The 15,124-nt window shown below is 55.8% G+C and carries 11 protein-coding genes and 1 pseudogene; 3 read left to right on the top strand and 9 right to left on the bottom strand.

Annotated elements, in window-relative coordinates:
• Positions 1 to 276: 276 nt before the first annotated feature.
• The 3 genes and pseudogenes from FGE21_RS18785 (at position 277) to FGE21_RS18800 (ending at position 1,995) form a co-directional block, all read left to right on the top strand.
• Positions 277 to 648 carry a hypothetical protein gene (locus FGE21_RS18785; protein WP_255731666.1) on the top strand — a complete coding sequence of 124 codons (372 nt, stop codon included), beginning with the start codon at positions 277 to 279 and terminating at the stop codon, positions 646 to 648.
• Positions 649 to 775: 127 nt separating this feature from the next.
• Positions 776 to 952: pseudogene (locus tag FGE21_RS18790) on the top strand (IS3 family transposase); the annotation flags it as partial.
• A 542-nt stretch (positions 953 to 1,494) separates the two neighbouring features.
• Positions 1,495 to 1,995, top strand: a complete 501-nt coding sequence (locus tag FGE21_RS18800) for a HipA N-terminal domain-containing protein (protein WP_218062793.1) — start codon at positions 1,495 to 1,497, stop codon at positions 1,993 to 1,995.
• A 387-nt stretch (positions 1,996 to 2,382) separates the two neighbouring features.
• Here the strand turns inward: FGE21_RS18800 and FGE21_RS18805 are convergent, their stop codons facing one another.
• The 9 genes from FGE21_RS18805 to FGE21_RS18845 all read right to left on the bottom strand — a co-directional run bounded on the left by FGE21_RS18805 (position 2,383) and on the right by FGE21_RS18845 (position 14,970).
• Positions 2,383 to 3,042 carry a GIY-YIG nuclease family protein gene (locus tag FGE21_RS18805; RefSeq protein ID WP_255731667.1) on the bottom strand — a complete coding sequence of 220 codons (660 nt, stop codon included), beginning with the start codon at positions 3,040 to 3,042 and terminating at the stop codon, positions 2,383 to 2,385.
• Positions 3,043 to 3,233: 191 nt separating this feature from the next.
• Entirely contained in the window at positions 3,234 to 3,704 is a 471-nt protein-coding gene (locus FGE21_RS18810) for a hypothetical protein (RefSeq protein WP_218062794.1), read from the bottom strand.
• A complete protein-coding gene (locus tag FGE21_RS18815) occupies positions 3,701 to 5,464 on the bottom strand; it encodes a restriction endonuclease subunit S (protein ID WP_139664949.1) in 1,764 nt (587 codons plus the stop codon). The genes FGE21_RS18810 and FGE21_RS18815 overlap by 4 nt, the downstream gene beginning before the upstream one ends.
• Positions 5,461 to 6,540, bottom strand: coding sequence for an endonuclease NucS domain-containing protein (locus tag FGE21_RS18820; protein ID WP_139664950.1), 1,080 nt, complete (start codon positions 6,538 to 6,540; stop codon positions 5,461 to 5,463). Before FGE21_RS18820 ends, FGE21_RS18815 begins: the two co-directional genes overlap by 4 nt.
• On the bottom strand, positions 6,537 to 7,982 hold the full coding sequence (locus FGE21_RS18825; protein WP_139664951.1) for a class I SAM-dependent DNA methyltransferase: 1,446 nt from the start codon (positions 7,980 to 7,982) through the stop codon (positions 6,537 to 6,539). Before FGE21_RS18825 ends, FGE21_RS18820 begins: the two co-directional genes overlap by 4 nt.
• 3 nt (positions 7,983 to 7,985) lie before the next feature.
• Positions 7,986 to 8,834 carry an FRG domain-containing protein gene (locus FGE21_RS18830; protein WP_139664952.1) on the bottom strand — a complete coding sequence of 283 codons (849 nt, stop codon included), beginning with the start codon at positions 8,832 to 8,834 and terminating at the stop codon, positions 7,986 to 7,988.
• The gene (gene hsdR, locus FGE21_RS18835) at positions 8,834 to 11,290 is read right to left on the bottom strand and encodes an EcoAI/FtnUII family type I restriction enzme subunit R (RefSeq protein ID WP_139664953.1); all 2,457 of its coding nucleotides are present in this window, start codon (positions 11,288 to 11,290) and stop codon (positions 8,834 to 8,836) included. The genes FGE21_RS18830 and hsdR overlap by 1 nt, the downstream gene beginning before the upstream one ends.
• Before the next feature lie 501 nt (positions 11,291 to 11,791).
• The gene (locus FGE21_RS18840; protein ID WP_176695489.1) at positions 11,792 to 13,192 is read right to left on the bottom strand and encodes an NAD(P)/FAD-dependent oxidoreductase; all 1,401 of its coding nucleotides are present in this window, start codon (positions 13,190 to 13,192) and stop codon (positions 11,792 to 11,794) included.
• 377 nt (positions 13,193 to 13,569) lie between these two features.
• The gene (locus FGE21_RS18845) at positions 13,570 to 14,970 is read right to left on the bottom strand and encodes an MATE family efflux transporter (RefSeq protein ID WP_139664955.1); all 1,401 of its coding nucleotides are present in this window, start codon (positions 14,968 to 14,970) and stop codon (positions 13,570 to 13,572) included.
• Positions 14,971 to 15,124: the final 154 nt, after the last annotated feature.

Genomic DNA, 15,124 nt, shown 5'->3' on the forward strand with positions numbered 1-15,124 from the left:
GCGAGCGCGCGCCTTAGGTCGGCCTAGGCTATAGCTGCAGCTTGGGCTGATGGGCGCAGCTGGCGGGGGGGGCAGCCCAAGCGGCATTCGTGTCGGCGCAGCATGACGCTACTCCCCAACTATCCCGGCGTCTGTGCGTGAGAACAAGATTCATGTCAATTTTTCGCAATGCGCTCAATAAGATGAACGTCACTTCGAAGTGTTTTTCTGTTGCGCCATTCGGAAAAATTAGACTATGACACCTTCAGGGGATAGCCCCTGAATCTGAGGAGGCCCGTGGGCATCATCTATTTCACAGAAGGCGCAACCATGAACCTTGAGGACTTCGCCAAACGACTTCCCAAGAACTTCACCGAGCAGGAATTCGTCGATCTGATGAACCAGGTGATTGACCTGAAAACAATCGTCGACCTTCCTGCGGCAGAACGAAGTGCCTTGTTCAATGGCGTCCAGTATCTCGTCGACTTCATCATGTTGGCCCGAGAAGCGAACGGGGAGCTTCACTCCCATGAGGGCCATCCTGTGGTGAATTATGGGGGGCCCTTCATCCCGCATGTGCTGGTGCGGCCGGAGGGTTTCGAGATGGATCGTACAGCGCTTGAGACCTTCGGGGTTGGGGAGGCCGAAAAATATTTCGGGGATGGGTAAGCCTCTGTCGAAAAGGGCCGGGTTGCTGCCGCCCTGCGCTACTTCTGAGCCACACATGCCCACACCATCGTGCCGGGGGATTTGACCAGGTCGGCCATGCGGTCTTGGAGGCGGAAGATCTCGTCCGGATACCGAACGCCCGGACTCGGCCTTGGACTACCAGACACCTGCTGATTACGCGCGGGCCCTGACCACCGCAATCGCCCGTCCCACTGTGCGAGATGATGGCTCCGCGCGTCGGGCGATTGCTCACCCTACGCCGATCGGCGTAAATACCCACCGGGCTCCGGTCGCGGCTGGATGAAAGACCCGTAGCAGGTCATTCGCAACTGAGTAGACCGCACCGCCCCCTTCCATGAAGTTGTGGTCGGCGAATTGTCATGGGGGGGTGCTTCCGGGCCGTCTTCTGGCGGCGTCGGGCAATTGCTCTCAGCGAGGAGGGTCTGTCTGGAGGTCAGTCGCTGAACGCGCGGGTGACAAGCGCCCCATGGGGGCCTGTCGACATGCTGGCAATTACCGAAGGAATGTAAGCGACCACAGGGTCAACTGCACTCCCAGACGACCCCAATCATGTGATCGTCGCGGTCGCTCCCGTTCCAGAGCATCGTAAAGTTGATGCCAGGTTCCGGAGGGTTCTGGTGTTCATGTCGGTCTTCGGTGTTTCTAACTCACCAAGAATTATAAGATGACACTTGGAAAATACATATGCGCCTGGTGGGAATGGTATGCGGAATTTGTGGATAAGCCAAGTGGCAGATATCGCCAACGATAGTGTCGGCCAGGCGCTGGCCAGTGCCGACTTGCCGAAGAGTGTCCACCTCAAGCGGCCCGCGGGACCGTCGCGCGATGGCTGATTTCGAAGTTCACGTCGATCTGAATGGCCGCCTGCATCCTGTCGGATTCGCGCACAGCAACCGTGTGCGCGGTGGTGAAACCATCCTGTTCGAGTACGATCCGGCATGGCTGAAGGATGCGGAGCGGTTCTCGCTTGAGCCTGCTCTCCCCATTACGCGGGGCGCTTTTGCGCCACCGGCGGGGCTGTCGACCTTTGGCTCGATTGGTGACTCCGCGCCCGACACCTGGGGACGCCGCTTCATGCAGCGCGCGGAACGACGCAGCGCCGAACGGGATCGCCGTGCGGTGCGCACGTTGACTGAAAGCGATTATCTCCTGAGTGTCGCCGACGAGACCCGGCTTTGCAATGGGTGTCGTCGCAGAGATCGGCCAACCTTCAGCGGCCTAAGGTCAACTAAATGTGCCTGGAGTAGCTGGAACGCGTTGCCGTGGCCTCTCGGGTTACTTCGCGGCGAGCAGCGCGCGTCAAACCGGTGCCTGAGCCAAGTTTGAAGGGGCCATGGCGATGCCATGGCCCCTTGTTCTGCCTTCTCAATCAACTGTGCTATCCTTGGGGCTCCGCAAGACCCCAAGCGAAGCGACCGCGGTCGTGCCGCTGGCGTCGCGAACGAGCGTCCGGGCCTATCTTCCGAAGGGTGGCCCAAAGCGGCCAGCGTCAAGACCCGCGGCACCTCATTCGGTGCTTCAACAAGGAGATTGGCTATTTTGTGTGGAGACGAAATGCGTCAAGTGAATTTGCTAGAACCGAGACATTCCTGGCAATGCCCAACAGAGCGTCTCGGCAGTCTCTAAGTTGCCCCAGAAGAACTCCCCACCCAAGCTTTCCAATTGGCCATGGGATTCACGCTTGAATTGCGCTTCAACTTCTTCCGCCGCCTTCTAGCTCGGAAACGGCTGTGAAGTCGCTCGTATCGACCAGCGACCAGGAGCGGCTGGGGGGATGCCGACATTTAGTTCGGCCTCCCGCCTCTTCGGAGCATTGGTGACGCAAATTTTCATGGCTACCGACCTGTTCCCGAAAGTCTTCTTTTTTCCGACGAAACTGTGACCATCGCCATCGTATACGGCGAGGTAAAGATAGGATTCGCCATCTTCGTATACGGTTGTCCTTTCACCGAAGCTGGCAGGAAAGGCCCGTGAAGGTTCGAAGACCTTCGCGAAAGGCACCACCACCGCTTTGTTTTCCTCAATAGGCGGTTCGCCGAAGACATTGACCTCCCTCACCCTGATCTTGAGGGCCTGTGCGGTCTCACTTTCATCCAGATCGGCTCCATGCACTGCCAGCGCCTGGCCAGCCTCCGGGCGATACGAATTGAAGGCGATCCGCGAGATCATCATTTTCTCTTCGGCCCGCCATGCACGGCGCACAGGGATGGCATAGGTCCATTTCTCGGCCCAGCCAGTGCTACGCTTTCGTTCCAGCCCTTCCTCAGAGGATTTTTCGAAGTCACGGATTGGTGTCGCGTCGACTTCCAGGAACCCCAAAACGTATGAGCGGAGGGATTTCTCCGTCTCCGCTGTGCTGGCGCCGTAGATCATGATGAGATCGCCGTCGTTTAGCTTGCGCAGATAGGCGTCTCGTGCGTTCTCCTGGGTCCCACCCTACATAGCCGTCGTCTTCGGGGCCGAACCCATAGAAGGAGCGGATACGGATACGTTTTCCTTCTGGCAGAACGGTTTTCATGCTTGTCCTCCAACCCTAACGGAACGCTCTCGGCTCTGGTTTTCGGTCATACGGGTGGCTCCCTGACTTCGGGCAGACGCCCCTCTGGAGTTACATCTTGTGAAATCTGCGATAGCCGCGACAAAGAAATTGGTCTTTGTCCGTTCTTCTGCATGCGGCCCGCAGCTGTCCACGCCAAACTACCAGGGCCGTTGAAGACAACCCTCAGCGGGCCGCCAATAGGCCGGTGCAGAACGATCAGGTGTTCGGGTTCGTGGCGGATTGCGACGCTGCGGCCTTGGGTGAGTTTGATTTCTACATTCCGCCCGCAGCGGGATCGGGCATCGTGGCCCATGGTTGAGGCCGGATTAAGATCCAGATCAAAAATGTAGGCCGCTGCGACTTCACCGATGCTGCCGACGAGATGGCCATCGAGCGTGAATTTCCGGCCGGGGAAAATGCTCTCCAGACCATCGGCTGCGGCATAGAGGTCGTCGAGAAGGTTTGCAACGTGACCCCAATTTACGTCGTCGGTCATTCCGCAGCCTCCAGCACTTCGCTGGCTGGCTCCAAGGCCTCTTTGAGGAGCGCTTCGAGAAGGCGGGTGCGGGTGGTGTCGGTGGTGGTCAGGGCGGCCTCCAGCTGGTCGCAGAGGTTCATGAGCGCGTCAAGTTTGGCCACGATACGGTGTTGTTCAGACAGGGGCGGAAGGGCCACCAACAAAGTCTCGACACCGCCTACCCGAAGATGTTGAACGGTCATTCCAAGCGGTTTGTCCTGAACCCTTTCCATCAAATTCGGGTCCCGGAGGGAATACAACATGAACCTCGGGTCGATCGTATCCGGCACCAGCCTTGCAAGCATCATGCGTTGCCCGAGACAGATTTTCTCGCCTTCAGGAATTATGCAAACTTCGCCCATGGGAGCTTCTCTGGTAATCAGAATATCTCCGGGCTGCGGCTTTCCACGCAGGCTCCAAGCTTCGTATGTGGCTTCGGTTACGAACTTCTGGTCGTTCGAGTTCATTTTACCATCGCGCACGTTCGTCGTGCGGATGAGCCTGATACCCTTGTCGGAATACGGCGCAGTTTTGTTTTTGCAGTCGATGACCATCAGTGAAGATTGTTGAAGCGTGGTCCAGCACCACCCGTCTGGGAGCGCTGGAAGACCGGGCGGGACAATCTGCTGTTTCTGCTTCTTGCGCTGGGTCTTCGCTTCCGACGGATTTGGATAGTCGGCGGCAAGATACTCCTCTCGCTGATCCTCAATCCTCTTCACGAGCTGGCTGGCGGGCTCATCCGCCGGGTCCTGCTCAACCAGTTTCCCATGGACAGCGAGGTTGAGGATGGTTTGGCGGAGGGTTTTGATCTGGTCGGGGCGGGTAGTGAGGGGCGGCAGGGCTTCGAGGGCGAAGCGGGCGTGGGCGGCAAAATTCTCGGGCGAGGTGTCGGGGGCGGTCAGGCAGGCGAGGCTGGCGGCGGTGAGCTTGTCGCGCACCTCCTCCCGCGTCGTGCGGACCTCCTCCAGCCGATCACAGAGCGCCATGAGCTCATCAACCTTGGCGACGATCCGGTGTTGCTCTGGCTCGGGTGGCAAGCCAATGGGCAAGGAGAGCAAGATGCTTTGGTTCAAGTTTTGCATCGTCGCGCCAACCGCACTTCCGGCGAGGTAGTGTCGAGAGTATGGCGAGCCGATCAAAAGCACCAAATACTTGGCAAACAACAGTTTCGACGGCCGGAGTATCAGGCTTCCTGTGCCGCAGAGCCATCCAGCTTCAGTCTCGTCAACAAGCGCGCAACGACCCATCTCACCGCGCCGTGCCATCACAATGTCGCCTCTTTGCAATTTGAACGAAGCCAGTCGGTCAAGTGTGTTCGCACCGACGGCCATTTCGGCGACAGGTCGGATAGCCTCATTCACAATCGAAGCCGGATTGATTACTGGAACACCGCCCACAGCGTAGTCTGATTTCTTCAGCGAGCTGCCAAAGGGGCCGGTCTGAAGTTCATCCAGAACGTCCACCATCAACAGTGCGTGCCAGTGTTCAGGAATTTCCAATCCGATTTCGCGTGTTGCTCCTTTTGGTGCCTTGGCGGGCTTGATGAGACCTGCTTTTTCTTTCTCCGCTTTGTCGGCGGCAATGAGGCGAGCCAACTCAGCCCCGTTGCCTTCGGTCAAAATTGGCTCCACCAGCTTCCCGCGCACTGCCAGATCCAGCACGAACCGCCGCAGCCGTGCGATGGCATCCGGTGCTTCGCTGATCTGCTCGTAGACCTCCAGCAACCGTTCCGCATTCATGGTTTGGCGAACTCCTCAAACGAAGGGCCATTCTTCAGGCGGAATTCCACCTCGTAGGACTGGAACGACACTGATGGCACGACTGTGAGTGCGTAGTGCAGTTGCGGATCACCGTCGGTGGCGACGACAAGGCCCTCGACCGTTTCACCGTTTTCACTCAGGTGTTTCTGCACCCAGCCCATATAGCGAAGCACTTGGCCGACCACCGCATCCGAAGACTTCTCGCGCTTCAGCTCGATCACGAGCCAGCGCGGCTCGCGCTTATGCTTGGCCAGCAGGTCAATACGTCCGATGGGGGTGCGGAATTCATAGCCAGCCTCGGGCTCTCCGTCGCGAGTGTAGATGTCCCACTCCTGCGCAAGGTCCAGCATGTCCCAGTTGTCAAACATGTAGTCATGCAGGTGGCGTTCGAGGGCGAAGCGGGTGGTCTTGGTATTGGATGTCGGGGTGGGGGTATCCGCTGCGATTGGGGCGGGCTGATCGGTGTCGTCGTCCTCTGCATCGGAATGAAGGAACCACCAGACCGCATCGAGGGTCCAGAGATCGACATCAAGCGCGGAGGCCAAGTGAAGGAGGACTTCGTTCACGGCGGCGTAGCGTTGGCCAAAACTGGCTCCGCGTGGAGTTTGCGGCAGGAGGCCAAGTTCAAGCAGCCCGTCGTGGGAGGTGTTGTTCCAAACGCCATATCGATCAGGGTAAGCGACATGCAGGATCGCGGTAATGATGCCTTTGCCCATCCCTTTGATGTCGGTGACTGGCTGCATGCGTTTCGCGATTGGGCGGGTTTCATCAACCAGATGAGTAAGCGCCGCCCGGGTGGTGGGCATGTCCGCGCAGACTCGGTTGACTTGGCGGTTCAGGCCGGACCAGTGCCGGTTGTTTTCGAAGTAGAGGAACGAGCGCAGAACATCTTCGTCGATTGTGCCGATGGTTTCGGGTTGGAAGGCGGGCCTGTAGCGCGCGAGGACTTCGTCCTTGGCCTCCAGAATTTCCAAGGTGTCTGGCCGGTCCAGCATTGCGGCCTTCGCCGCGCGCAAACGGCCCAGGGCACTTTCGGGAAGGGATAGCAGTGTCATCGTGCCAGTGCCTCAGTTAGAATGGCCTTCAGCTCTGCGCGCAGGCTTTCGACAGAGGCCTCAGCCTTGGTCAGATCGTTCAGCAGTTCTTCTGGGTCGCCATGATCATCCTCGACGACATGCGGATTCTTGATGTCGAGGTTAAACCCACGTTCGCGAATGGTGTCGATCGAGACTTTCCAGGCTCGCACGCCTTCCTCGCGGCCTTCACGCGTGGGGCCGCCCCACCATGCGGCGCAGTCGTCCAGATGCTCCAGCCGGATTGGCTTGGTCATGGAATAGGCCTTCTGCGTCTCGGGGACGCGGTGCTCCCAATACCAGATGTCCTGGGTGGGGGAGCCTTTTTCGAAGAACAGCAGATTGGTGCCGATGGAGGCGTAGGGTTTGAATACCGAGTTCGGCAAGCGCACGATGGTGTGCAGGTTGCATTCGGCCAACAGGTGTTCCTTGAGGCGCGTCTTGATGCCTTCACCGAAGAGCGAGCCGTCTGGAAGGACCACGGCGGCGCGGCCGTTCTTCTTCAGCAGCCGGATGATGAGGGCGAGGAAGAGGTCGGCGGTCTCGCGTGTCTTGAACTGCGGGAAGTTGTTTTCGATCCCGTCCTCTTCCTTGCCGCCGAAGGGCGGGTTGGAAAGGATGATGTCGACGCGCTCGTCCTTGGTCCAACTGATCAGTGGGCGCGCCAGGGTGTTGTCGTGCTTGACCCAGGATGGCTCCTCAATGTTGTGGAGCAGCATGTTGGTTGTGCAGAGCATGTGCGGCAGTGGCTTTTTCTCCACTGCTCGGAGGGAGGCCTGCATCGTTGCCTCATCCTCGGGCCGTTTGACGTAGTGCTCGCGCATGTGGCGCATGGCGCAGGTCAGAAAGCCGCCGGTGCCGCAGGCTGGGTCCATCAGGATCTCGCCCGGTTTCGGGTCCAGTTGCTGGACCATGAAGGCGGTAACGGCGCGGGGGGTGTAATATTCGCCAGCGTTGCCCGCATTCTGAAGGTCGTTCAGGAGTTGTTCGTAGAGGTCCCCGAAATGCTGGCGCTCGGTCAAGCTGTTGAAATCGACCTCGGAGATCTTGTTGATCACCTGGCGCATGAGTTGCCCAGATTTCATGTAGTTGTAGGCGTCCTCGAAGACTGAGCGCACAACACGGGCTCGGGGCGTGGTTGCCGGCAGTTCCTTCAGGATTGGGAACAGTTGTGTGTTGACGAAGTCCAGAAGCTCGTCGCCGGTGATGCCTTCTGGATCGGCTGCCCAGGCGCGCCATTGAAGGTGCTCGGGGATGGGCGAGGTGTAGTCGTCGCGCGTAAATTCGAGCGCCTCGTCTTGGTCGTCAATGATCTTGAGGAAGAACATCCAGACGAGCTGTGACAAACGCTGAGCGTCGCCGTCGACACCAACGTCTTTGCGCATGACGTCCTGGATGGATTTGACGAGGTTTCTCATGGACATGGATTAGTCACCCAGCATAGCTTTAATCTGTTTTGATACGTCCATAAACGGATCATGCTTGTCGGGGTAGAGCGCTTGGGTCGAAATCTTCGGGAAAGTGTTCCGGCTCCAGAAGGATTTTTTGTCGAACTTAAACTTCGCAAGAAGCCTCCGCCCGAAATCAACCTCAAATAGAGAATAGTTCTGCTTTTCAGTATATACGCTGATATCAGGGTATTCTCCGAGTAAGTATCCTTCCTGAATATGAGGGCGACGAGCTTGCGGGGGGCACACGCTTGAGAGCCTTACTACCTGAAGACCAGCCTCCATATCAGTGGTGATCGTTCCAGAGATGTTTGGCACACCCAGTGCGAAAACGTATCCATCCCCGCCATCTTGAAGGGAAGCGAATGAGGCGGCAACTCGTAGTGAGTATGTCACGTCAAGCAATGGAGTCTCGCATATTTCATAGTGCTGTAGGATAGACCAACGCAGGATGCGATACTTTTTTATCCTTTCGTTGCCAGCTATTGGAGCCTGTTGCCAATGATCTATGAGTAGACGTTCTGCTCTGTGTAGCCTCGAAAAGCGTGCCTCAATTGGAGATCTCCCTACCACCCTGTCGCGGCCGCGGAAAATGCCAGGGCGTATCGAGGAAAGGTTGTCTTCATCTCTGTAGTCGTGGGCTTGTCCCCTGAAGACCAGCACGTATTCGGGGTTCAGATACTGAATTTCTGCTATTTTGTTGGCGAGCTCCAGATAGCTCTGCACTTGGATTGCTTCCGACTTTCGAATTTGATTGCACGTTAGCTCAACGGGAACGCCGCCGTTTTGCGGAATCTGCAAGAGCCTTGATCTTCCAATGGTTCGCATCAGGCGCTTTCTTCGTAAAGGGATTTTTGCAATTCATGGATTGCCCGCAGGTAATCGGGTTTCTTGCCGAAGGCGCGCATCAACTCGATCGGCGTGCCCATATGGGAGAATGGGTTGATCTGGAGAATGTTCGTGTCGTCGAGGGTCAGAACGCCTTCGTCAGCGTATTTCTCAAGCAAAGCATCCAGAACCGCCCGCGCTTGGTTTCCATAGCGATTGAAAACGTCCCGCTTCTTTACGTTCTCGGCTCGTTCGCGGCGGGTTAGAGGCTTGGCGTCGAAAGCGACATGGCAAACGAGATCGAAGGGATCGAGATCGGCGTCAATCTGCCGACCGATCAAATCGAGGTCGAGGCCTTCCTCAGCCAGTTCATCAAGGATCGCCTGCTTACGGTCCTCATCGTGCCAACGCCGCAAAAAATCATCCATGGAGGCGAACCGGCGAGTCAGATGCTTGCGGGTGAAATCACGGAGGCTTTCGGTTACGAGTTTTCCGTCGGCGTCGAGATACTCGACTCGCTCTTTCACAATGCTTGCGCCGATGCCGTCCACGTAAATCTTCTTTCGAGGACCTTTGTTTTTCCCTTCATCCTCGCCGCCGTTGGGGCCGCCCTTTGGACCCGGCACCCCAGGATTCACCACAATCGTCTCGCCGTCACTGTCGCCCCCCTCCGGTGAAGGGTCTGTGTCATCAGGAGGGGCGATTGGGTCACTGGGGCCAGGTTGATAGATCTGAACGGGATCGCCGTCGAAATCGGGGTCGGCAAAATGGGACGTCGCTCCCCGGAAATCCATCAAAGTGAAAAAATACTTACCCGTGTCCTCATGCACCCGCGTTCCACGCCCGACGATCTGTTTGAACTCCGTCATGGAGCCAATCTCACGGTCGAGAACGATTAGGCGGCAGGTCTGTGCATCCACTCCGGTGCTGAGTAGGCGTGAGGTGGTGACGACGACGGGATAGGGAGCTTCGGGGTCGATGAAATTTGCGAGCTGGTTGAGTCCATCTTTGTCGTCGCCAGTTATTCTCATCACGTAGCGTGGGTCAGATTGAACGAGGTCCTGGTTTTCATTGATCAGGGCCTGACGCATGCGACCGGCATGTTCTTGATCGATGCAAAAGACGATCGCCTTTTGCATCCGGTCTCCGTTTTCCTTCAGGAATTGTGTGACCCGCTTCGCAACCAGTTTGGTGCGGTCGTCGATGACAAGGGTCCGATCGAAGTCTTTGACGTTGTAGAGGCGATCCTCGACTTCGTTCCCATCGCGGTCCAGTTGGCCTTTTTTAGGGCGATAGCCTTCGATGTCTCGATCCACATGGCATTTGATAACCTTATATGGTGCGAGGAAGCCGTCGTCGATTCCTTCCTTGAGGGTATAGGAGTAAACTGGTTCTCCGAAGTAGTTGATGTTCGACGCGTATTCCGTCTCCTTCGGGGTGGCTGTTAGGCCAATCTGCGTTGCACTGGAGAAGTGTTCGAGAATCTCACGCCAAGCGGAATCTTCAGCCGCGCTCCCCCGGTGGCATTCGTCGATGATAATCAGGTCGAAAAAATCCGGGCTGAGTTCGCGGTAGATCTTCTGACTTTCGGCGGGGCCGGTCAGCGCCTGATAGAGGCCCAAATAGATCTCGTAGGCGGTATTGATCCGGCGGCGCCGGTCCATGGCAAGTGTTAGCTTCTCTTCGGTTCCATCCGGTCGTTCGATTGTCTTTGCACTTGTTGACAGCTTTGCCATCGAGCCGATGAACGGTCGGAAGTCATTGACCATGGTCTGATCGACGAGGACGTTGCGATCAGCCAAGAATAAGACACGTTTCTTGCGACCAGATTTCCAGAGACGCCAGATGATCTGAAAAGCGGTGAAGGTCTTGCCCGTTCCTGTCGCCATGACGAGCAGTAGCCGATCTTGACCTTTGGCAATGGCCTCCAGTGAAGCATTCACGGCATTGATCTGATAATAGCGGGGTTCTTTGCCACTATCGAAATAGGGGTAGTGAGCAGTCTTAGCTTGATCCGCGCTGAGTCCTTTCCATGCCAACAGTTTCGCTTCGAGTTCGGCAGGCGCGGGAAACTCTTCGAGTGTAAGGTTCTGTTCAGTATCTGAAGACTGGCCAGTTCGATCATGGAAAACAAAACCATCTCCATTGGACGAGAAGGCAAACGGGACACGCAGCATTTCTGCATAGCTCAATGCCTGCTGTATGCCGTCGCCCACGGCGTGCCGGTTGTCTTTCGCCTCGATCACGGCAATCGGAATATTGGGCTTGAGATAGAGAACGTAATCGGCGCGTTTCTTTTGCCCCCGTGCCACAAGTTTGCCGCGCACGATGATCCTGCCCACAGTAAGACTTTTCTCTTCTGAAATTTGGGTTCGCAAATCCCATCCGGCATTCATCAATGCTGGGAGAATAAATTTGCTGCAAATATCGCGCTCGGAGAGAAGGCGCTTGTCCATGATGGCCTACCACTAAAAATAAGCCCCAGAGTAACTCGTTAAACGTGTAGCGCAAGTGTGTTAGCTGAAAGGCCCTACGCCGCCGTGGTTTGGCGAAATTTCAAACCTACACAACCTGGTGAAGGAGAGACGCGCGCTTCCAACCGTGCTATGCTTACCAGATGGACCACAATGCTAATAGCATCCGTGCCAAGTTGTATGCGGCCCGTCCCGAGCTCGCGGTCTTTCGCTCGCGGCCGTGGTGGCAGCGTCGCCTGCTTCATCTGGTATGGCTGGTTTTTCCGAACTGGTTGCCCCCGCGAGAGCGAGCTGCGGCACTGCGCCGGTAGCGAAGAAACCTTGGGTCTCCTTCCAGTGCATACGAGCAGACCATTCGCGGAGCATGGTCATCCCGCCTACGATGGCCATCCGCCGACCCACAGATCAGCGCCCTCCAGATGAAACATTTCGATCGAGGCTGGCTACGTCCGAGATAGGCCTTGGCAGGCGTCGCAGCGCTGATCACACCGGTGCTGCGGGAATTGCACTTCGACCGCCCGAGGATCGCCCGGCTTTCACGGCCACGACCGACCTGGCGCGACTTGAGCATGGTGAGGAGCACGTCGCCTTCCCATGTTGAAAGGGCTCGCGATGAATATTGATCATTCCCATCGAACGCAGAACGTCCTCAGATCTCTCCGCAAGGAAGTTGATCCGGTCCAGATCGTTCTGAGAGTTGGTGTAGGAAATCTTCAAGCGAGGCACGCCATTTGCATCCAGGCTGTCTGTCAGCTCAATCTGATTGTGAGACCATGGCTCCTCCCCAGCGATGTAGTGCAGCCTGAGAAGCTTTCGGTTCTCATTGGGCGTTGGAAGATTTGCCTCATAAATCATTCCACCCAATCCGGTTGGCACATCAGCATGGGAGTAAAACTTGTCCGAAAATACGGTTGCGTGCGGGCCCGCATGCGGTCCGTCGAAATCCGACGGAATATCTCCAACATACCCTGTGGAATAGCCACTAATTTTGAAAGAAAGACCCTTCCCAATTAGGCCTGACCGAAAGAGCGTTGGTTGGCCGATATGAATAGAGGAAGACCTCAGAAAAACAGCGGCAGACTGAATTGCATTCGCGCAAAGAATTACCTTACTGGCGGGAATATTCAGGATGTCTGCAGTGAATGTAATAAAGCACTCAACACCATCTATGTGAGCCTCACGACTTGACAGAACTCTACTAACAAAAATACCATACCGAACATCAATTGAGCCGGATAAACCCTCGTCGTAAAAAAGACTTCTGGAAAGGATTGATGCTTTTGCGCCAATTGGGCAGACGCGCTCATCACAAGCTGAGCAGGAAATACATCCCGAAGCTTCACCAGGGGCATCGATAGCCAAAGGTATTCTCTTTGGTTGCATCCCCAATTCCTCTAGGGAAGCAAATAGCTGACGACCACGTCCAGAAAGTTGAAATTCTGGATGGCCTGAAGTACCGCTCACTCGAAGAAGAGATTCAACCTCAGAGTAAGCTTCTGACAGATCGGATATGGAAATTGGCCAATCGATTTCCATGTCTGAGGCCAAGAAACGCGACGCAGTTAGGTCCTCGGCTCGGTACCTGAATGTAATCGCGTCATAGAACTGCATACCGCCACCGACGCAGCACGCCGTCCAGGGATCTGTATCGAGTTTACCCCTCGCACCATATGCCATGGAGTATGGTGCTTGATGGTCGCGATGTATCGCACCTGGTGAGGCGACTGGGCCAAGTTCAAGCACCAGTACGGCCTGCCCCTTCTCAGCGAATGTACGTGCAGCCATCACGCCGGAAGGGCCAGAGCCGACGATCACGACGTCATACTTCGACCAGGTAAGTGGCCCAGATGATATGTGTTGGATGTTTTCCACGATATTTCCCAAGGCAATATTTCCCCATCGCGCGCCATTCGAAATGCCGCACGTGATACGTTGTAAATCGCCTTCAATTTGAGGCTTGATTAGCTCTAGCTGTAATTGCCGCTATCCAGCTTTATTAAGCCGCCAGTCAATTTTCAAAAAAAATCGCACCACCCGAAGGATGTAGACGGCCAACAAGCATATTGATTGCTCTTATGTGTAAAGCCAAACATTGTCATTCTCTTTTGCAAGGGGTGGCTGTACTCGTCACAAACCCAGCCGGGTCATTTTAACCACCATCCACTTATTTCCTTAAATCGACCTGCTATTGAAAGAATTGAGATTGAGTCCCGATTCTGCAACATGTAATTTTCTGTAAATCGGGAGATTGGGAGGGCGCGTCATGAGTCATTTGACAGTACGCCTGATCCGCTCGAGTTTCGGCTGCTTTTATCACTTGATCCGTGACGTTTTTCATGTTGGAGAACTTCTCTAAATGCCATGAAGCCCAGCAATGTCGCCGCGGAAGTCAACCCCAAGCAAAATCCAATCCATATTCCTGCGACCTGGAGATTTGAATGTAGAGCGAGTAAAACTCCTCCCCCGATGCCGATCACCCAATAGCAGGATGCACTCAAGATCATCGGAATAACAGTTTGCTTCAATCCTCGAAGCGCGTTGATGAAGAGAATTTGCCAGGCATCCATTAGGAAGAACGGTGCGGTCCAGATTAAGAGCGAGCCCATGAGATCTAGGGTCTCTTCATCGGTTCCGGCACTTGTAAAAAGAAGTACGGTTTCATCAACGAAGAGGGACACGATGACTGCCAGAAATAAGGCGGTTGAGCCAACCATTCTTATGCCTAGGTAAAGCGCCTGCCGCAGATTTCCGCCTGATGTACGTCTATCCGCCATGCGCGCTGACAGAACCTCGCCTAAAGCGCCACTGGCCGCATAGTTCAACTCCATGACCGCAAAGACGACGGTGCCCGCAGCGAGCCATTGACCGGAATGCATACCTAGGAGGTATAGAACAACGATGAAGAGCATGCTCTCTAGTGCCTGCTGAGCTCCGGAGGCCCAGCCAAGAGATGCAATTTCTCGCGCGCGCAGAAAAACGTTCTTTGTGCTTTGCCCGTGAAACGAGACATAGCCGGTTCGGGACACATGAATCGATAGGACGAGGCTTGCCGCGACGTTTACGGCCACCGTTGCAACTGCAGCGCCCTGAACTTCCATGCCGTCCCAGGATCCGATCCCATGCACCAGAATGACGCTCCCCAAGAGGTTCCCGCCCACGATACCAACAGAAATCCAGGTGATGACCCCTGTGCGAGATTGCACGTTCAGGACATTTTTGAGGAGCGAGAACAGCAAGGCGGGCGGCAGGGCCCAAACTAGGATCATTGCGTATTCGGCAAATAGAGACGTCAACGTAGCCTCATACCCGCCCAACTCAAGGATCCTTGGAGTGAGATGGGCAGCGATCACTGCGATGGCGGTAACTGGAACAATCAGCAATATTGATGCGAGACTAACTTCTCCGCACTTCTTGCGAGATGGGTGTTCTGCAATCAAGACCGCCCCGAGAGAGAGGACCGCGAACCCCACAACTAAGATTGAGAGCAAGATGGTCTTGCCCAAGCCCACAGCTGCGAGAGGCTGAGTTCCCAAAGACCCAACGACGGCCAGATCCGTGATTCCGACCAAGATTTCTGTCAGATAAAATGCGCCAATTGGAAGCGCTGTGCGCGACACGTTCCAAGCAGTCAACGAATTTTCAGATGTTCTTTCAGTAAGCATAGGTCACCCGTGCGATTGCACGGTCACCCGGGGAGCTGATGACCAAGGACCACCGGAGATAGCCGGTGGGGCAGCTTACCGAGGAATCGTTTAGCACAACTCAGGACAAGATTTCTACCTTGAATTGCAGTTTTCTTGCGATGGTTAGAATGTC

Source organism: Phaeobacter sp. B1627 (assembly GCF_006265095.1).
Classification (GTDB): domain Bacteria; phylum Pseudomonadota; class Alphaproteobacteria; order Rhodobacterales; family Rhodobacteraceae; genus Epibacterium.